The sequence below is a fragment of the Chryseobacterium sp. HNCC26DJ241 genome, from assembly GCF_057180505.1.
The window spans coordinates 62,664-81,925 of record NZ_JBXUGL010000005.1 but is presented as its reverse complement, the minus strand read 5'-3'; the positions used below and the strand labels follow the sequence as shown (position 1 = coordinate 81,925).

Annotated in this window: 19 protein-coding genes; 5 read left to right on the top strand and 14 right to left on the bottom strand. The window is 33.2% G+C overall.

The genetic code is table 11. The annotated features are described in order from the left end of the window. Positions 1 to 193: 193 nt before the first annotated feature. The 5 genes from AC2A1C_RS05010 to AC2A1C_RS04990 all read right to left on the bottom strand — a co-directional run bounded on the left by AC2A1C_RS05010 (position 194) and on the right by AC2A1C_RS04990 (position 4,539). Positions 194 to 1,675 (bottom strand): outer membrane beta-barrel protein, encoded by a 1,482-nt coding sequence (locus AC2A1C_RS05010; protein WP_484023994.1) that lies wholly within the window; start codon positions 1,673 to 1,675, stop codon positions 194 to 196. Continuing rightward, entirely contained in the window at positions 1,672 to 2,811 is a 1,140-nt protein-coding gene (locus tag AC2A1C_RS05005) for a carboxypeptidase-like regulatory domain-containing protein (RefSeq protein WP_484023992.1), read from the bottom strand. Before AC2A1C_RS05005 ends, AC2A1C_RS05010 begins: the two co-directional genes overlap by 4 nt. 80 nt (positions 2,812 to 2,891) lie before the next feature. Further along, positions 2,892 to 3,311, bottom strand: coding sequence for an SH3 domain-containing protein (locus AC2A1C_RS05000; protein ID WP_484023991.1), 420 nt, complete (start codon positions 3,309 to 3,311; stop codon positions 2,892 to 2,894). A gap of 6 nt (positions 3,312 to 3,317) precedes the next feature. Further along, positions 3,318 to 3,800, bottom strand: coding sequence for a BON domain-containing protein (locus tag AC2A1C_RS04995; RefSeq protein ID WP_484023990.1), 483 nt, complete (start codon positions 3,798 to 3,800; stop codon positions 3,318 to 3,320). A 145-nt stretch (positions 3,801 to 3,945) separates the two neighbouring features. Continuing rightward, positions 3,946 to 4,539, bottom strand: a complete 594-nt coding sequence (locus AC2A1C_RS04990; protein ID WP_484023989.1) for an alpha-ketoglutarate-dependent dioxygenase AlkB family protein — start codon at positions 4,537 to 4,539, stop codon at positions 3,946 to 3,948. Between the two features lie 121 nt (positions 4,540 to 4,660). Here AC2A1C_RS04990 and AC2A1C_RS04985 point away from each other — a divergent pair, with 121 nt between their 5' ends. Next, on the top strand, positions 4,661 to 5,320 hold the full coding sequence (locus AC2A1C_RS04985; RefSeq protein ID WP_484023987.1) for an HAD family hydrolase: 660 nt from the start codon (positions 4,661 to 4,663) through the stop codon (positions 5,318 to 5,320). A gap of 65 nt (positions 5,321 to 5,385) precedes the next feature. Here the strand turns inward: AC2A1C_RS04985 and cphA are convergent, their stop codons facing one another. Continuing rightward, positions 5,386 to 8,010, bottom strand: a complete 2,625-nt coding sequence (gene cphA / locus AC2A1C_RS04980; RefSeq protein WP_484023985.1) for a cyanophycin synthetase — start codon at positions 8,008 to 8,010, stop codon at positions 5,386 to 5,388. Positions 8,011 to 8,211: 201 nt separating this feature from the next. On the opposite strand from cphA, the gene AC2A1C_RS04975 reads away from it, so the two are divergent. The 4 genes from AC2A1C_RS04975 to AC2A1C_RS04960 all read left to right on the top strand — a co-directional run bounded on the left by AC2A1C_RS04975 (position 8,212) and on the right by AC2A1C_RS04960 (position 11,863). Next, positions 8,212 to 9,099: a cyanophycinase gene (locus AC2A1C_RS04975; protein ID WP_484023984.1), complete on the top strand. Its 888-nt coding sequence runs from the start codon at positions 8,212 to 8,214 to the stop codon at positions 9,097 to 9,099. Positions 9,100 to 9,163: 64 nt separating this feature from the next. After that, complete coding sequence (locus AC2A1C_RS04970) at positions 9,164 to 10,006, top strand: isoaspartyl peptidase/L-asparaginase (RefSeq protein WP_484023983.1); 843 nt, start codon at positions 9,164 to 9,166, stop codon at positions 10,004 to 10,006. 38 nt (positions 10,007 to 10,044) lie between these two features. Further along, the gene (locus tag AC2A1C_RS04965; protein ID WP_484023982.1) at positions 10,045 to 10,533 is read left to right on the top strand and encodes a DUF6438 domain-containing protein; all 489 of its coding nucleotides are present in this window, start codon (positions 10,045 to 10,047) and stop codon (positions 10,531 to 10,533) included. Positions 10,534 to 10,615: 82 nt separating this feature from the next. After that, positions 10,616 to 11,863, top strand: a complete 1,248-nt coding sequence (locus tag AC2A1C_RS04960; protein WP_484023980.1) for a DEAD/DEAH box helicase — start codon at positions 10,616 to 10,618, stop codon at positions 11,861 to 11,863. Positions 11,864 to 11,887: 24 nt separating this feature from the next. Here AC2A1C_RS04960 and AC2A1C_RS04955 read toward each other — a convergent pair whose 3' ends face one another. The 8 genes from AC2A1C_RS04955 to AC2A1C_RS04920 form a co-directional block, all read right to left on the bottom strand. Beyond that, complete coding sequence (locus tag AC2A1C_RS04955; RefSeq protein ID WP_484023978.1) at positions 11,888 to 12,649, bottom strand: TatD family hydrolase; 762 nt, start codon at positions 12,647 to 12,649, stop codon at positions 11,888 to 11,890. Positions 12,650 to 12,713: 64 nt separating this feature from the next. After that, positions 12,714 to 13,667: a GSCFA domain-containing protein gene (locus AC2A1C_RS04950; protein WP_484023976.1), complete on the bottom strand. Its 954-nt coding sequence runs from the start codon at positions 13,665 to 13,667 to the stop codon at positions 12,714 to 12,716. Between the two features lie 65 nt (positions 13,668 to 13,732). Next, positions 13,733 to 14,704 carry a polyprenyl synthetase family protein gene (locus tag AC2A1C_RS04945; protein ID WP_484023974.1) on the bottom strand — a complete coding sequence of 324 codons (972 nt, stop codon included), beginning with the start codon at positions 14,702 to 14,704 and terminating at the stop codon, positions 13,733 to 13,735. Between the two features lie 110 nt (positions 14,705 to 14,814). Continuing rightward, positions 14,815 to 15,957 carry an anion permease gene (locus AC2A1C_RS04940; RefSeq protein ID WP_484023972.1) on the bottom strand — a complete coding sequence of 381 codons (1,143 nt, stop codon included), beginning with the start codon at positions 15,955 to 15,957 and terminating at the stop codon, positions 14,815 to 14,817. A 21-nt stretch (positions 15,958 to 15,978) separates the two neighbouring features. Continuing rightward, on the bottom strand, positions 15,979 to 16,617 hold the full coding sequence (locus AC2A1C_RS04935; RefSeq protein WP_484023971.1) for a DUF47 domain-containing protein: 639 nt from the start codon (positions 16,615 to 16,617) through the stop codon (positions 15,979 to 15,981). Positions 16,618 to 16,715: 98 nt separating this feature from the next. Beyond that, complete coding sequence (locus AC2A1C_RS04930) at positions 16,716 to 16,859, bottom strand: hypothetical protein (RefSeq protein ID WP_484023969.1); 144 nt, start codon at positions 16,857 to 16,859, stop codon at positions 16,716 to 16,718. A gap of 8 nt (positions 16,860 to 16,867) precedes the next feature. Next, entirely contained in the window at positions 16,868 to 17,440 is a 573-nt protein-coding gene (locus AC2A1C_RS04925) for a DUF2490 domain-containing protein (protein ID WP_484023968.1), read from the bottom strand. Between the two features lie 97 nt (positions 17,441 to 17,537). Then, a complete protein-coding gene (locus AC2A1C_RS04920; protein WP_484023966.1) occupies positions 17,538 to 19,205 on the bottom strand; it encodes a DEAD/DEAH box helicase in 1,668 nt (555 codons plus the stop codon). Between the last annotated feature and the right edge of the window lie 57 nt (positions 19,206 to 19,262).

Genomic DNA, 19,262 nt, shown 5'->3' with positions numbered 1-19,262 from the left:
ATGTTTTTTACGGAAATTTTTTCGAGTGTGGAATTTCGGGCAAGTGATAGAAATGGAAATCCTTTTTTTGGTTGCGGCGGCTTTGCCGCCGCAACCAAAAAAAGATTGCAATGGATAGCACGGTTTCGTCAGATTTTATCTTTGGGATTGTTTGGGAAAATCTGACGAAATGACCCCCAAAAAATTTCTAAAATTAATTTTTCTTATTCCCTAATTTGTTAAAATTCATGGAAAATGTAAGCATAAAATATCTCGCCAAAATCAATTCTTCCCTATCCTCGACGTAGTTATCAGTAATGGTTCTGGCAATACTTTGCCTTTGGTTTAGCAAATCGATTGCACTGAATTTCAGCGTCATCTGTTTTTTGTAAAACATGTAATTTACACTTGAATTCCAGTAATATATATTTCTATCAAAATCAGAGGAAATATTGACATTTTTGGTAAGTGTAAAATTATTGGTGAAAAATAAATTCTTGTTAAAAAAATAGCTGGTCAATCCTACTGAATATTTTTGATTGGCCGTTCTCGTTTTATCAAAACGGTAATTAGTGTATTTCGAAAACGAATAATTTATTCCAATGGTAGAACGAATATCCATCTTGTCCTTCCAATTTAGATTAAAAGAGAATTTAGGATAAATGGTGTAAATACTATTGGTATAAACAGTTCCGTCTATAAATCCTTTTCTAAAATTATAAATACCGGAAAGAGAAGGATTCAGGGAAATTTGGTTTCCGTTCCATTTATATTTTTTAGTAAAAGAGGTATTGAAATTGGCACTTTTATTTCCACTAATATTAGCAAAAGTGCGAAATTGTTTTCCTGAATTATCATAAAAGCTGTAATCAGTAACCCTATTATTTTCGTATTGAAAATCTAATTTTGTATTATAATTGGTAGCTTTCGGGATATTATTATTTGTATAATTAATACTGGTCATGTTTCTCCAAGTGCTTTTCAAATCAGGATTTCCCTGAAAAGTAATCAAAGGATTGGACTCGTCAATAAATGGATTTAAAGCATCAATCTGCGGAATGGAATATTCCGCTCTATTTTCAATTTTAAGGTTTTGAGTTTTGCTGAATTTGTATTCCGTCATTACTTTATATTCCGGTAAAATGAAATTTTTTTGAAAAATAAAATTTTGGAAATTATAAAAAGAATTGATTTTCAATTTTGAAACATCAAGATTTGCATCAGCAATAAAAGTGAGTTTGTTTTTTTGAAAAGTATAGTTGATATTTGAGATCAAAAATGAATTATTTTGACTTAAAGCATTGGATAATAAAGAATTAAATTCCGAATACTGATTAGAATTAATATCAAAATCATCTACATTTTTTTCATTATTTAGTTTTTGCAAACTATAATTCATTCCAAAAGTAAGTGTTGCTAAATCGGAAATTGGTTCAGTATATTTAAAATCCGTTTCGAAAATAGCAGTAGAATTTTTGGTTTTCGAACGCTGATTCCGATAATCATTCTCTTCCGGATTATTATTGAATAACGTTTCCTGAAGGTTATAATTTGTTTTTTTTCCTTCCGAAAAAGTGTTGCTTATAGATGCTGAAAATGAACGATTGTTTTTTTTGAATTTTTTAATAATACATATTTTCGGAGTAAAAGTATTGGTGGTAGAATTTCCACGAGATGAACTGGAACTGCTATTCAAAATTCATCATCACGCAAAACAAAACTATTGTTGTTATTGGAATTATCCGTTGAAATATTCGAAAAATCAACAGAAATAGTCATCAATAATGATTTGTTTATTTTCAGATTTCCGTCGGTACCGAAAAGAAATTCCCGTTTCCCCGAGTTGCCATTATTTTCCGAACTTCTATCCAATTTATATTCCGGCAAAAAAGTAGTTCTGTATGTTTTGGAATAACTTCGGGAATCTGTATCGTTATAATTGGCACTCATCCTTTCGATTTCAAAATCGTTTCCAATTTTATCGGAGTAATTAATGCCCAATTGTAATATTTTTTTAATTCCGTTATCGCTTAATTTTCCGATATAGTCAATTTTTTGATCGCCCTTAAACTGACTCTTATAAAATGAACCTGTATAAAAATTATGCGTTCCGTAACCAAAACTAAAATTATCAATTTTTCCTTTGTTGTTCTCTTCATCCGTAATGAAATTTATGGTAAGATCATCTGTTGTAGGAGTTCTTCCTGTAAATTCTTCTTCTTTGGTTTTGGTGGTGGTAATCTGGATTTTTTTAATGGCATCTGCTGAATAATTTTCAAAAGCAATTCTTCCGTCTTTGTCAAAAAGAGGCTTCCCATTAATAAGGATTTTGTTTGCAGATTTTCCGTTTATGGTTATTTTTCCATTATCGTCAATTTCTGCACCGGGAATTTGCTTTATAAGTTCGTCTATTTTATCATCAGGTTTTATCTTAAAATAGGAAGCATTATAAATAATAGTATCCTTTTTTATTACAATATGCGAAGTTATTTTCACTTGTTCAATATCTGCAACCAATTCTTTTTTAAGTGAAATAGTTCCGATATCCACATTTTTATCTATGCTTTCAAAATTTTTAGAAAATGATCGAAGTTGTTCTCCAGAAATTTGCAAAATAGAAGGCTCTTTCTGTTTCGGAATTTTTATATTGAAAGTTCCGTTTGGATTTGTTCCCGTAAAATTGATAATGGAAGAATCCTTTTGTTTATGTAAAGAAACGATCACATTTTCAATAGGTTTATTATTTTCATCGGTTACTTTTCCATTAATATTTATTGTTTGTCCATTTAGTTTTAAAAGGAAAAAAATAAATAAAATCCACAATTTCTTCATATATTATTTTCTGAAAGTAGCCCATAAAAATAGGAAAAACCTCCGAAAAACGGAGGTTTCCATAAAATATTTAAAAAAAATTACGCTTTCAAATATCTTGCATAAGCATACCCTTCTTCTCCATCAGCAGTTTTTACTTTCCACCAATCATCAGAAGATTGCTCTACTAAAGTTACGGTTTCACCTTTTGCAGCTTTTCCTACGATTGCAGCTTCAGTAGAAGGTTCTTGTCTAATATTTAGGTTTGAATCTTCAGTTGCAACTGTCAAAGAAGAACCTGCAGCCAAACCTGCTACCTGAACATCAATATTGATATCAGAAGCAGAATATGTAGAATCAATAGCTCCTAATGCATTCCAAACTGCATCTTTTGCAGCAGTGCTAGAAGCATTTCCGGAAACGTAAAGAATCCCGTCTTGCTCAGAAACTTGTAAATCTGATACTCCTACAGATTGTGCTGCAGAAATTACACTTGAATATTTATCTTGTAATGTACTCATTTTAAATTATTTTACAGTATAATTAAGATTTACTTTTCCTACTTTCAAAGCATCTACAGATTCTTTGATTTTTCTAGCTTGAGCAGAAGAAACATTCCCTGTCAAAGTAAGTTCTCCGTTTACAACTTCTACTTTTACAGAAGGGAAATCTTTTAATGCATCAGCTACTTTTTTCTGAACTGCAGGATCAACAGCAGAAACAGTTTCTACAGGAGGTGGAGGTGGAGTTACAGTTGCCATATCCATTACATCTTTTACACCTTCAATAGCTTTTAGAGAAGCGATGGCCGCATCTTTTTCAGCCGGAGTTGCGAAAGTTCCGCTAAGATGTGCAACTCCATCTTTTACTTCTACAGAAGCAGAAGGATTAGCAGTAACTACAGCAGTAGCCTTAGTTTGTAGGTCTGCATCAGACACTTTTTTCTTACAGGAAACCGCTCCAAAAGACACAGCTAGTGCCAAAGCAGCCATTGCAATTGTTTTTTTCATAGTTGAAATATTTAAATTAAAAATTTAGGTTCATAGACTCAAATTTACTAATAAAAAATATACCGAATTCTTAAAATTTGATAAAGTTTTTATAATTTTTTTACAAACAATTAGAATTCAGGTCATTAATTTTTCAATTCTGAAATTATCCATTTTCTACAATAGTCCTGAAAGTAAGATTTATTCTCGGAGAAACTATTTTTTTGGTAGGTGGCAAACGATGAAGCCAATATGTTTGTGTTTCATTTTTCATAATGAGCAAGCTGCCATGTTCTAATATCATATCAATTTTTTCTTTGCTTTCTTTATGCTTAAAAGAAAACTTTCTTTCCGCTCCAAAAGTAACGGAAGCAATTGCACCATTCTTTTTTAAATCTTTTTCGCCATCACTGTGATAGGCCATTCCTTCACTTCCATTATGATAGAGATTAAGAAGACAAGAATTGAATGTTTCTCCAGAAATTTTTTCAATTTTTTCCTTTAGATCAAGAAGTTCTTTTGTCCACTTTTCTGCATATTTGGTTCTTCCGGAATAGGTATATTCAAAGGGGTGCTCTCCAAACCAAGCAACTTTTCTTTTAGTCTCGATCAGTTTTCCAAAAATAATGGCTTCATCATGTTTCCACGGAATTTGATTCAGTAGATGATGATAATAAAAATCTGCTTCATTTTTTGTAAAAATTTTTCCATGATAATTTACTGTTCCCTCTTTTGGAAGAAGGTTTTCAGAGGGATTCATACTATTTTTAAATAATTCAGAAATCATGTTTTAAAAGTAAAAATTTCCGAATGAGTATAAAACCGAAAAATGAACAAGTATTTTTTTATAATAAATGTATCTTTGCAAAAAAATTCTGAAAATGCCATTAAAAGCAGTACTATTCGACATGGATGGTGTAATTGTGGATACTGAACCACTTCACAGAAAAGCTTATTTTAAAACTTTTGAAGATTTGAATATTGAAGTTTCAGAAGATTTTTATTCTACTTTTACCGGAAATTCTACAAAAAGTGTTTGCGAAAAGCTGATAGAAAGATTCGAACTGAATATTTCGTGGGAAGAAATCGCAACTATAAAAAGGAGTTATTTCAAATATCTTTTCGATAATGATTCGGATTTTGGCTTGATTCCGGGTGTAAAAGAATTGATTGTTCATTATTTTGAAAACGATATAAAACTAATTTTGGCTTCCTCCGCTCATATCAATACCATTAATTGGGTTTTCGAAAAATTTGATTTAGGTCGCTATTTTATGGGAAAAATAAGTGGAGCTGCTTTAAAAGAATCCAAACCTCATCCCGAAATTTTTATTCTGGCCTCCGAAATTGTAGGAGAACCAAGAGAAAACTGCATGGTCATTGAAGATTCTACCAATGGAATTATTGCAGCACATCGTGCGGAAATTTTTTGTGCGGCTTATAAAAGCCGAAATTCTACAAAGCAGGATTATTCTTTGGCTGATATTGTAGTTTCTGATTTTTCTGAATTGATGATAAAAGAAATTTCTGATTTTTTTTAGTTAAATTCCGAATCAAATAATTTTATAAAAACAAAAAACTCTCACAAATGTGAGAGTTTTATAGTTTATTGTCCTTCTTCCTGCTGTTCTTTTGCCTGATATTCCTGAACCAGTTCAATTGCATTGTTCACCACATCGCTCAAAGCTGTGATGAAAGTTCCTTCCTCTGCAAGACTCATCGCATGCTTCAATGCTTCTATTTCTTTTGGAATAATCTCATAGCTCACATTTCTTCCCGATTCCTGAATTCCACTGATCACCAAACCGTTAATTTCCTCCTCTGTTCTTCCTCGAAGATGTTTTTCACTTCTTACAATAATATGATCGAACATTCTTCCTGCAATTTTTCCACATTCTTTAATATCTTCATCACGACGATCACCAACTCCCGAAATAATTCCTATTTTTTTGCTGGCTTCTACATTTTTAAGATAATCTTCAATAGCTTCATAACCGGCAGGATTATGCGCAAAATCGATCATTACTTTAAAATTTTTAAATTTGAAAACATTCAGTCTTCCCGGTGTCAATTGTGCACTTGGAATAAATGTTCTCAAAGAATTGGCAATATCTTCAATCGCAAATCCATATAAATAACATGCTAAACTTGCTGCCAAAACATTCGCAATCATAAATTTAGCCTTTCCTTGCATGGTTATCGGAATATTGCTCACTTTTGCAATACGGATTTTCCAATCCCCTTTTTTGATAGTAACAAAACCTTCTTCATAAACGCAGGTAATTTTTCCTTCTTTTGCAAATTTTACAATGTGCGGATTATTTTCGTTTAAACTAAAAATCGCCACTTTTGCATCCAAATCATTTACCAATCTCATAGAATATTCATCATCTGCATTCAGAACACACCATCCATCTTTTTTCACAGCATCCAGAACTACTCTTTTTACTCGAGTTAAATCTTTCAAGTTATGAATATCACTCAATCCAAGATGATCTTCTTTGATATTTGTCAAAACTCCAATATCACAATAATTGAATCCTAATCCTGAACGCAAAATTCCACCTCTTGCCGTTTCCAAAACCGCAAATTCCACAGTTGGATCCTTCAATACAAATTCAGCAGAAATCGGGCCTGTTGTATCTCCTTTGGAAAGCATCGTATTCTGAATATAAATTCCATCCGAAGTTGTGAAACCCACTCTATAACCGTTATTTTTTACAATATGTGAAATCAATCGTGTTGTTGTTGTTTTTCCGTTCGTTCCGGTTACTGCTATAATTGGAATTCTGAAAGGTTTTCCTTGTGGATACAACATATCAACAACAGGAGCAGCAACATTTCTTGGCAAACCTTCACTTGGAGCCAAATGCATTCTGAAACCTGGTGCTGCATTTACTTCCAAAATCGCTCCTCCACTTTCTTTTAATGGTTGAGTAAGATTTTCTGCCATAATATCAATTCCGCAAACATCCAAACCAATAATTTTAGAAATTCTTTCCACCATTGTAATATTTTCTGGGTGTACCATATCGGTAACATCAATGGAAGTTCCACCAGTAGAAAGATTGGCTGTAGATTTTAAATAAACAATTTCTCCTTTCTGAGGAATCGTTTCCAAAGTATAGCCTAATTTGTCTAAAAGTTCGTTGGTATCTTTATCGACGGTAATTTCTGTAAGAACATTTTCATGTCCGTAACCTCTTCTCGGATCGAGATTTTCTTTATCAATAAGTTGCTGAATATTCCGTTCTCCATCTCCAATCACATTTGCGGGAACTCTTCTTGCCGCAGCTACCATTTTATGATTAATCACCAAAACACGAAAATCATATCCTGTAATATATTTTTCTACAATTACCTTTCGGGAAACTTTTTGCGCATGTTCCAATCCGACTTTTGCAGTTTCCCAATCGTTTACATTAATGGTCTGTCCACGTCCGTGATTTCCGTCTAAAGGTTTTAGTACAATTGGATAACCAATTTTCCGGATTACATATTCCAGATCTTCTTCATCCACTACCAAACCTCCATTCGGGACAGGAATAGCTGCATCATCCAACATTTTTTTTGTTAATTCTTTATTGCATGCAATATCTACTGCAATAGAGCTTGTTTTGCCTGTAATTGTAGCCTGAAATCTTTGCTGATTAACACCATAACCCAATTGCACCAAAGAATTTCTTCCCAATCTGATCCAAGGAATATTTCTGGCAACTGCTTCTTCCACAATGCTTCCTGTAGAAGGCCCAAGTCTTTCTTTTTCACGAATTTCCTTCAATCTATGGATACAATATTCCAAATCATATTCCGTATCATCTACTAAACTTTGGGCTATTTTTACGGATTCTTCTGCTGCATAAGCTCCGGCATTTTCTTCAATATAATCAAAAACTACGTTGTAAATTCCGGGGGTTTTGGTTTCTCTAGTCCTTCCAAATCCGGTATCCATTCCTGCTAGAGTCTGGATTTCCAATGCAATATGTTCTATTACATGTCCCATCCAAGTTCCTAATTCTACTCGGTGAAAAAATCCTCCTTCATAGCCTTCGGAACAACGATGTGTGATAAGGCTTGGAATCAGTTTTTCAATTCTTTCGCGAAATCCCGGAATTTTATTGGTCGGAAAATTCTCCAATTCTTCCAGATTCAGGCGCATTTGAATTAATTTTTTTCTGCGAATACTCCAGATATTCGGACCACGAAGAATTTGTATTTTTTCAATTTTCATAATTTAATCGGATATTTTATAATCAGAATACTATTAATGCATACAAAAGCAAAATGCTTTTAATTCTACATAAATAATAAAAATTTATCATAAATAAAAACAAAGAATAAAGTAATATTAATTCTACAGCAAATCAATAAAATCAGATTCTTCATTAATTTGATGAAAACCTTTTTGAAGATTTTTTTAAATTTGCAAAATATGAAAGCAGTGGGAAAATTAGTAATTATAGGAGGTGCTGTAAATAAAGGCAGCTTTACTGAACAAAACTTTGATCAAAATGTTGAAAAAAACCTTAATTTTTTTGAAACAGGAATATTAAGAAAAATTATAAACGAATCTAAACTGAAGGAAAATTCTATAATAGAAATAATTCCTACAGCTTCCCAAATCCCACAGATTGTAGGCCCGGAATATAAGAAGGCTTTTGAATTTCTCGGAGCTAAAAACGTCAATATTCTTGAAATACAAAACCGAGAACAGGCAAATTCTGATGCTATAGTTGCAAGAGCTAATGCTGCAGATGTAGTGATGTTCACCGGTGGAGATCAGCTTCGTCTTACTTCTATTTTGGGTGGGACGCGTTTTCATGATGCTATTTTACTAAAATATCAAGAACAGGATTTCATCTATGCGGGAACTTCTGCTGGAGCAGCCGCTGCTTCAGAAAATATGATTTATCAAGGTTCCAGCCATGAAGCTCTGCTGAAAGGCGAGATCAAAACCACTCAAGGTTTGGGTTTTATGGAAAATGTAATTATTGACACTCATTTTGTTCAACGTGGAAGAATCGGAAGACTTTTTCAGGCAGTTGTGAATAATCCTCGAACTTTAGGAATTGGTCTTGGTGAAGACACCGGACTTTTTATAAGCGGAGATAGCATGACAGCCATTGGTTCCGGACTGGTAATACTTGTGGATGGAAGATTTATAAAAGATACCAATCTTACCAATATAGAATTAGGAGCTCCGATTTCTATTGATAATCTGATTGTTCATGTAATGTCTGTAAACGATCATTTTGATTTGAAAACTAAGGAACTGACGATTGTTAATTCCCAATACAGCCCAATTCCACAGGAAAAATAATAAATCATAAATTTTAATTGATAAATGGCATCAATTATCAATTACCATTCATCAATCATATCCTATGAAAATTATAATACATGGTGGTTTTTTTTCGGAAAGCGACCAAAGCCACAAAACTAAAATTTCCAAGCAAAACGCTTTGAAAGAAATCGTTTTGAAATCCTACGAATATTTAAAAACACATTCTGCTTTGGAAACTGTGGCTTATTCCGTTTCCTTACTTGAAGATGACGAACTTTTCAATGCCGGAATTGGCTCTCAGATTCAAAGTGACGGAATTATACGAATGAGTGCAGCAATTATGGATGCTGAAACGCAGAAATTCAGTGGTGTGATTAATATTCAGGATGTAAAAAATCCGGTTTTTGTTGCTGAAAAACTGATGAATGTTGATGATCGTGTTTTGGGCGGAAGCGGAGCTAAAAAATTTGCAGCAGAAAATGGTTTTGAAAATTTCTCTACGGAAATTCCACAACGAAGAAAAGAATATGAAGAAAAACTAAAAACCGGAGGAAAAGGAACAGTCGGTTGTGTTGCGCTGGACAAAGACGGAAAGCTCGCTGTTGCTACTTCCACAGGTGGAAAAGGTTTTGAAATTCCCGGAAGAATTTCGGATTCTGCTACAGTTGCCGGAAATTATGCCAATGCATATTGCGCTGTAAGTTGCACTGGAGTTGGCGAGGATATTGTAAGTAACGCTACTGCTACAAAAATTGTAACACGAGTGACCGATGGAATGTCTCTGGAAAAAGCCTTTGAAAAAACTTTTGAAGAGCTGAAAGAAATTGATGGTTTCGCAGGTGCTATTGCTATTGATAATCAAGGAAATATCTTCCATCAAGATTCTTATCCGAAAATGGTTTTTGCCAGTTTTGACGGTGAAAGCATTGAAGTTTTCAACTAAGGGAACGATTCTTGTAATTTTCAGAAAAATTTGTCAAAATGAAATATTTATTTTCTGTAATTGCATTCATCCTTATGTTTTCTTGCCATTCCCAAAAAGCCAATTCAGAATACTCGAAAATAGAATACGAAGCTGGAGCTTGTTTCGGATTTTGCCCAATCTATAAAATGACAATAGATTCTAATAGAAATGCAATTTTAGAAGCAGAACGTTTCAATTTTTCGGACGGAAAATCCAAAGACGAATTTGCCAAACCAAGAGAAGGAACTTTCAAAACCGTTATAAAAAAAGAAGATTATAATACACTGATAATTCTTTTAAACGAACTAAATCCAAAATCTCTGAAAAATTATTACGGAGACAAGAATATAACAGATTTGCCCACTTCTTACTTGAGATTGAATTTTGCAGATAAAACTTCTAAAACCATTCAGGATTATGGCAAAAGCGGAACAGAAGAACTTATAAAAGTATATCAATTTTTTGAAGATTTGAAACACAATCAGGATTGGGAAAAAGTGAAATGAATTTTCTTAAAAAATATTAAACTATCTTTGCAAAGCTAATTCCTTCAAAATGGAGGGATTTTTTATTTAAAATATTATTTCTTTGAAATTTACAGACTTAAAAATCATTAAACCTATTCTTGATGCACTTCAGAAAGAAGGGTATGAAAATCCAACACCAATACAGGAAAAAGCCATTCCTTCCATTTTAGAAAAAAAAGATTTGCTAGGATGTGCACAAACAGGAACAGGAAAAACCGCAGCATTTGCCATTCCCATTTTACAAAATTTAACTGAAAATAAAGAGCATTCCAAACAAATAAAAGCTCTAATTCTTACTCCAACCCGTGAACTTGCCATTCAGATTGAAGAAAATTTTCAGGCATACGGAAAATTTCTCAATCTGAAAACTCTGGTTATTTTCGGGGGTGTAAAACAGCACCAACAGGAACAAGATGTAAAAAAAGGAGTGGATATTTTAATTGCAACTCCGGGAAGATTGCTCGATTTTATTGGACAAGGAATTGTAAAACTTCATCATTTACAGATTTTTGTTTTGGACGAGGCAGACAGAATGCTGGATATGGGATTTGTGCATGATGTGAAAAGAATCATAAAACTTTTGCCACCAAAAAGACAAAATCTGTTTTTTTCTGCAACTATGCCGAAAGAAATTGCAAATCTGGCTCATGAAATTTTACACCATCCTGTAAAAGTGGAAGTTACACCTGTTTCTTCAACTGCGGAAACCATCAATCAGAGTATTTATTTTGTAGAAAAAGACAATAAAACCGATTTGCTGATCCATCTTTTGCAAGATCCGAAATTGGATCATGTTTTAGTATTTTCCCGAACAAAATATGGAGCCGATAAAATTGTAAAAAAACTGATAAAATCTAATATTTCTGCACAAGCAATTCATGGAGATAAATCTCAGAATGCACGGCAAAATGCTCTCAACAATTTTAAAGACAAGAAAACCAGAGTGTTGGTAGCGACTGATATTGCAGCAAGAGGAATTGACATTGATGATCTAAAATATGTTGTAAATTATGAACTTTCCGATGTTTCCGAAACGTATGTACATCGAATCGGAAGAACAGGAAGAGCTGGAGCTGAAGGAACTTCTTTTTCGTTTGTAGATGGACTTGATTTAGCCAATCTTAGAAATACGGAAAAACTAATCGGAAAGAAAATTCCGGTTGCAAAAGACCATCCGTTTCATACTGATAATTTGGTGGAACAAAAAAGAGATAGTAATAATAAACCGGTTGCTGTCGGAACTCCTCCTTCAAAAACTCAATTGAAAAAGCAAAACGAGAAAAAGAAATTTTTCAGAAGAAAAAAGTAAAAGCCAAATTGAATTTTGGCTTTTTCAATTGAATATTTTTTTAGCATTCTCAGTAGTAATCCTATCAATTTCTGAGAAATCTTTTCCATAAATATTGACCAATTTTCCGACAACTAAATCCAAATAAGAACTTTCATTTCTTTTTCCACGAAACGGAACTGGGGCAAGATAGGGAGAGTCTGTTTCCAGAACGATTTTTTCCAGTGGAATTTCATGGAGAAATTGATCTATTTTTCCGTTCTTGAAGGTCACTACTCCACCAATTCCGAGAAGAAAATTCAAATCAATAGCATGTTTTGCCTGTTCCAAATTTCCCGAAAAACAATGGAAAATCCCTCTAAGTTTAGAATGCTTTTTACGTTCCAAAATTTCAAAAACTTCATCAAAACTTTCTCTGGTATGAATTACAATTGGCCAATCTTTTTCAATAGCCCAATCAATTTGTTGTTCAAAAGCTCTAATCTGAATATCCAAAGTAGATTTATCCCAATACAAATCAATTCCTATTTCGCCAATGGCAGGAAAATCTCTTTCATCGATATATTTTTTTACAATTTCGAGTTCTTTTTCCCAAGTTTCCGGTTTCACATAACACGGATGAAGCCCCATCATTGAATAAATTTTCTCCGGATATTCAGCTTCTAAAGCCAACATTTTTTCGTGGCTTTCAGAATCTATGGCTGGAAGATAAAATTCTGTAATGCCTTTATCCAAAGCACGCTGAATTATTTCTGCTCTATCGAAATCAAACTCTTCGGAATATAAATGTGTATGTGTATCTATCATTTTGGTTATTGGTGGACTGTTGTTAGTTATCAGTTAAAATTCCATAACCAACAACTATTTACTATCAACTAAAAATTTTATGTTTTACTTTTTTTTGCTGTTCAGCGATTTTCAAATTCAATTTTTGCAAAAATTCCTGATGTTTCGGGCTTTTACTGTCTAATGTTTTATGCTGTAAAGCCTGATAAATTTTAAAATTTTCGGTAATAAATGCTTTCGTTTCCTCTGAAAAATAAGCATTTCCAAATTTTTCAAAAATATAGTGTATTGCCTGAGAATTCGGATGGATAAGATCATCCTTATAAAAACGGTAATCTCGCAGATCATCCATTAAAATTTCATAAATTGGAAGATAATTGCAGTTATCAAATTGCGGAATCATTTCGTGAATAGCCGTAATTAATTTCGCCTTACTTAGCTGATTTTCAACTATTCCATCTTTTGTATGACGAACCGGAGAAACGGTGAACAAAATCTGAGCATCATCTTTGCAAATGTCTTTCAGATTAATGATCGTTTCGTAGATAGAATCCGTCAATTCCAAATGTGAAAGCATTCTTTTTTGAAAAAATTTCTGTGGAATTTTATGGCAATTGGCTACTAATTTTTGTTTCGGAAGAAATTCATAAATAAAAGAAGTTCCGTATGTTATAATAACCCAGTTGGTTTCCTGAAGAAAAGTATTTCCTATTTCGATTTCGGCATTTATTTTTTCTAAGGTCTGATGTATATACTCGGAATCAAATTTCGTATGATGATCCAGCGAAATAAATGCATCATTGTATGTCACTAAATCTTCTTCCGAATACCATTGAGAATCGTGCAATTTTTTTATTGCATGATTGATCGAATATGGATTGAAAATAGTTCCGAAAGGATTATTCAATGTTTGTAATTGACCATTGCCCAACAAATCTGAAATTTCTGAAGCGAAACAGGAACCAATTGAAAATATTTTATCTTCAATTTCTATTTTTTTTTCAGAATCTTCGATATGTACCTCAGTTCGGAATTTCATAGTTGATTTGGTGATGACGACGTGATTGTGATCTGCATATCAGCAAATCACCATATCAAAATCAATTAGCTTTCTCTTCTCAACAAATAATTAGCTAATTCGATAAAAGGTTTTTTCTTTTCTTCGGGAACATTAATCTTTTTCAAATAACTTTGTCCGATTTCATTATGTTTCTGAACAAGACGAAGTGTTTTTTCATCTACTTTTGTTCTGCGGAAAATCTTTTCCACACCAAAAACCTTATCAATATTGTCTGTTTTTTTGGAATACCAAAAATCCAATTCTTTTCTTTCTTCAGGAGTTGCATGTTCTCTAGCTAAAAGATAAAGAACCGTTTTTTTATTTTCATAGATATCTCCTGCATGTTTTTTTCCAAACTGACGCTGATTTCCGAAAACATCCAGATAATCATCCATAATCTGAAAAGCAATACCGATATGTTTTCCAAAATTGAATAATGCCTTTGCTTCGGAGAAGTTGGCTTTTGCTATCAAAGCTCCTATTTCAAAAGAAGATGCGCTTAAAATTCCGGTTTTATAGGTAATCATTCGGATATAATCCTCATACGTTACATTTTCCTGAGTTTCAAAATTAATATCATACTGCTGTCCTTCGCACAATAAAAGTCCGGTATGTGTAAAAACTCTGATGCAGGCTTTAAAAAGTTCAGGCTCAAGATCTTCAAAAAATTTGTATGCTTTTAAAAGAAGTCCATCTCCGGAAAGTATGGCTGTATTAGTACCATGAAGCGTATGAATAGTCGGAACATTTCTTCTAAGTGGAGCTTCGTCCATTATATCATCATGGATCAGAGTAAAATTATGAAAATATTCAATAGCGAGAGCCGGTTTCAAAGCTTTGTAAATATCGCCTCCGAAAAGTTCGCAACCCATCAAAACCATAATCGGACGAAGCCTTTTGCCTCCATGCGAAATAATATAGTTCATAGGTTCGTAAAGTTCCTTAGGTTTGTCTTTGAACAAATATTTGTCTATTGCTGTTGCTACTATTTCCTGATACTGATCTAAAAATTCCATGAATATGTTTTGGTTTCCTGCAAAAATACAATTTTTGAATGCTTAAAAAAATAAAAAGCCTTGTCAAGAAGACAAAACTTTTATATAATCATACTATTATGAACGTAACTTTAGGTTATAAGAATAACTAAAAGATACGTAATACCTGCTACGATTGCAGAAATCGGAATCGTGAGAATCCATGCCCAAAGCAAACTTACCGTAATTCCCCAACGTACTGCAGAAACTCTTTTTGTTAAACCAACCCCGATAATTGATCCGGTAATAGTGTGAGTAGTAGAAACAGGGATACCAAAATGCTCTGTTAAAAACAAAGTAATTGCTCCTGCTGTTTCTGCACTTACCCCTTCAAGTGGTGTTACTTTTGTAATTCTTGTTCCCATTGTTTTTACAATTTTCCAACCGCCACTCATAGTTCCTAAAGCAATCATAATAAAAGAGGCTACCGGAACCCACCAATAATGTTCAACAAAATATCTGAACTGCTCTTTTCCTTCCATTGCTATATAAACAGGATCATGAAGCATTTGTACATGATAGTAAATAATTGCCGCTCCTACAATACCCATTACTTTCTGGGCATCATTGGTTCCGTGTCCTAAACTAAAAAGCGCTGAGGAAACTAATTGCAATTTTTTAAAAATTTTATCTGCTTTATAAGGGTGAGAATTCTTACTTATCCTTACAATTATTAATGTAATAATAACAGAAATAAACATCCCAATAAAAGGTGCTAAAAATATGAATAGGAAAATAGGAATTACATAATCATATTTTACAACATTTTGGTGCATTAAACCTTTAAAAGCCTCAATAATTTTCTGAAACAAACCAAGTGTATTATTTTCTACAGAAATATAATGATACTCTTTTACCAGTGCATGCATTAACGCAGATCCTATAAAACCGCCAATTAATGTATGAGAAGATGATGAGGGTATTCCAAACCACCAAGTCAGTAAATTCCAAGCTATTGCCGCAATGAGGCCTGCAAAAATAACTTCAAGGGTAATAAATTCTTCATTCACAGATTTTGCAACAGTATTAGCAATTTTAAATTCTCCAATTATATACATTGCTACAAAAAATGCTGCAAAATTCCAAAGTGCCGCCCAAAGTACAGCCTGAAAAGGCGTTAAAACTTTTGTGGAAACAATCGTGGCAATAGAATTGGCTGCATCGTGAAAACCATTGATATAATCAAATATTAAGGCAAGAGCAATAATAACGATCAGAAGTACAGGTAGATCCATTCTAAAATAATTGGTTGAAAATTATGCGTATTTGATCACAATATTTTCCAGAATATTGGCTACATCTTCTGCTTTATCTGTTACTTCTTCAAGATAATTAAGTACAGATTTCACTTTGATAATTCTGATAGGATCATTGGTTTCAAAAAGTTTCATCAAAGCATTACTCTGCACATCATCAGCTATATTTTCATAAGAATTGATTTTGATACAAGATTCTTTTACAGCAGCAGGATCTTTAAAATCTTTTAAATTCCCCAATGCATTCTGAATTTCAAGGCAAGCCTTATGAATAAGAAGTGAAAACTCTGCATATTCCTTCGTTTCAGGGGTTTTATAAAGGTATATGTATTTTGCTGAAGCAAACATATAATCCGCAATATCATCAAGGCGATTTGCCAACAATGAAATGTCTTCTCTATCAAAAGGAGTAATAAAATTTTGTCCTAATTCTACAAAAATCTGGTGAGTAAGCTCATCATTAGTGTGTTCGAAATCACTGATTTTACTCATGAAAGTATCATCATTTTGATCAAATTCCTGAATTCCTTCATGGAAAAACTTTGACATCTCTACAAGATTTTGTCCTACTTTATCAAACAAAACAAAGAAAACCTTGTCTTTAGGCTGGAAAGCTTTGAAAATATTCCCGATTCCCATTTAATTTTAATTTTAGAGTTTTAGTAATGCAAATATGAGAATTCATAAGCATAGCTTAAAAATTCCGATATTAATTTTTATTAACATTGATGGTGATTTTAATCAACTACCGGAATTTCCCGATACTCACTGTTTTTTAATCTATCGAATGTAAAATTCAGTCCGAAATAGACAAAGTGATAGTTTTTAATATCATTAGCAGAAAATTCTCTTTGCCACATATATCCAAAATTAGTCACCATAAAATCATCTATCTGATATCCGAATCTGCAAAGTATCGGTTTCTCTTAAAAAACGGATCTTTTGGTCCCACAAAAATTTCATCGAAAGTATTGAGAAAAAACGTTTTGGATTGCATTTTTTTATTATTCAGAGGCAATGTTAAAGACAGACGATATCGGTATCTTTCGTCATTTGATTTTATATCAGGTTGTGGGAAATAAAAGAAACGCTTTTCGGCTCGAACACGATGGTCGATCTTCAAACGTGAGATATTTTGTGAGAAAACGTATTGCAGCCAAAGCCGATTTTCTCGCTGATAAAATTTGCTGTCTCTGTATGTTCCGTATTTCCCAATTCCAATAAAAACCTGGTTGGATTTATTGAGGTTGTACCCAATTCCTCCTTTGATTTCGTAATAATCCGGAAGCATAAAATCCTGAATAGAACGCTGTTGCAATTCAATATATGCAGACCATTTTTTATTATGTTTGTAGGTAAAAGAAGTCATATTAAAATTAGAAATATGATCCTTGAAACCATCATTTTGTGCATTTAGAAAAGCATACAAGAATAAAAATAAAAAAGCGAACTTTTCCAACATTACCGATTTATTTTTTACAAAAATAGAATTAATTTTTTCTAAAAGAATAAAAAAACAGCCTCAAAAAAGGCTGTTTAAAATATCATTGTGCTCATGTTTAGTTCGCAACTTCTGCTCTCATTTCCTTCCCTTTGAATTTCATACTTGGAAGATTAGAAAGAATTTCATTTTTAAAATTCTTATCCACTTCAAAGAAAGTAAACTTATCTAAAATTTCGATATCTCCAATATCTGCACGTTTCTTAGATTTTGCCGTAGCTTTATTGATGATATCAAGCATGTCTACTTTTTTCAATTGATCGCGTTTTCCAAGATTAAAGAAAAATCTAAGCATATTTTCATTATTTCTGTGTTTTCCCTTTCTTCCATCCCGATCTCTTCCACTTCTGTTGTCATCTCTTCTTCTTTCTCTTCTGCTTTGCGGAAGATCATCTTCTTTGGAAAGTCTCTGAACGGAAAGATCATTTCTATTTTTATAATACTGAGCCAAATCTTTCAGTTGGAATTGTAGCAATTGATGCACCAGTTCTTCTTTTGTGAACTGTGATAAATCAGGAATTAGGCTGTCATCAAACTCAAAGAAATCTTCATGTTCTGTGAAAAGACTTTCAAAAACACCGGCAACCTGAGCTTTAACAATTTCTTCACCTTTCGGAATTTGCTTTTCGGTAATTTCAATTTTTGTAGAAGACTTGATCTGTTTTAATTTTCTGGTTTCTTCAGGCTTTATTAATGCCATAGAAATTCCGTCTTTTCCGGCACGACCTGTTCTTCCGCTTCGGTGAACAAAAACTTCCGGATCATCAGGAAGCGAATAATGAATCACGTGTGTCAAAGAATCCACATCCAAACCTCTCGCTGCAACATCCGTTGCAACCAAAATATCTATATTTTTGAGACGGAATTTTTTCATTACCGTATCTCTCTGAGCTTGAGAAAGATCGCCATGAAGTGCATCTGCTGCATAACCGTTCTGCATCAAAAAATCTGCTACTTCCTGAGTTTCCATTCTTGTTCTACAAAAAATAATGGAATATTGGTTTGGATTTGCGTCTATCAAACGTTTCAATGCTTCTTTTTTCTGTCTGTACCCTACTACATAAAATTCGTGGGCAATGTTTTTCTTCACAGCATTGATAGAACCTACAGAAATTTTGTGAGGCTTTGTAAGATAATTTTTAGAAATCCTTTCTACTTCTTTGTTCATAGTAGCTGAAAACAAAAAAGTTTGCTTTGTTTCAGGAGTTTCACTCAAAATAGTTTCCAGATCATCTTTGAAGCCCATAGAAAGCATTTCGTCTGCCTCATCTAAAACCAACCAGTGAATAGATGAAAAATCCAATGCTTTTCTATTAATCAAATCAATTACACGTCCCGGAGTTCCTACAATAATTTGTGGTTTTTCTTTCAGGGAACGAATTTGTTCCATAATACTACTTCCACCATAAACTGCTGTAGTTTTGATGTTTTTCAGGTATTTCGTGTAATTTTTGATGTCTTTAGTGATCTGGAGGCAAAGTTCTCGAGTCGGGCAAAGCACCAATAATTGGATTTTACGACTATTGTCGTCTATCATATCCAAAATCGGAAGCGAAAATGCTGCTGTTTTGCCTGTTCCTGTTGCCGCAAGTGCGATAAGATCGCGAATGTCTGATTGAATAAAAGGAATAGTCTGCTTTTGGATTTCTGTCGGCTGTTCGTAGCCGAGTTCGCCAATCGCCTGAAGAACTTCAGGACTTAAATTGGATTCCGTAAATAAATTCATTTAAAGATCGTCTAAATTTTCAGCTGCAAAGATACGGATTTTATTTTAGATGAAATT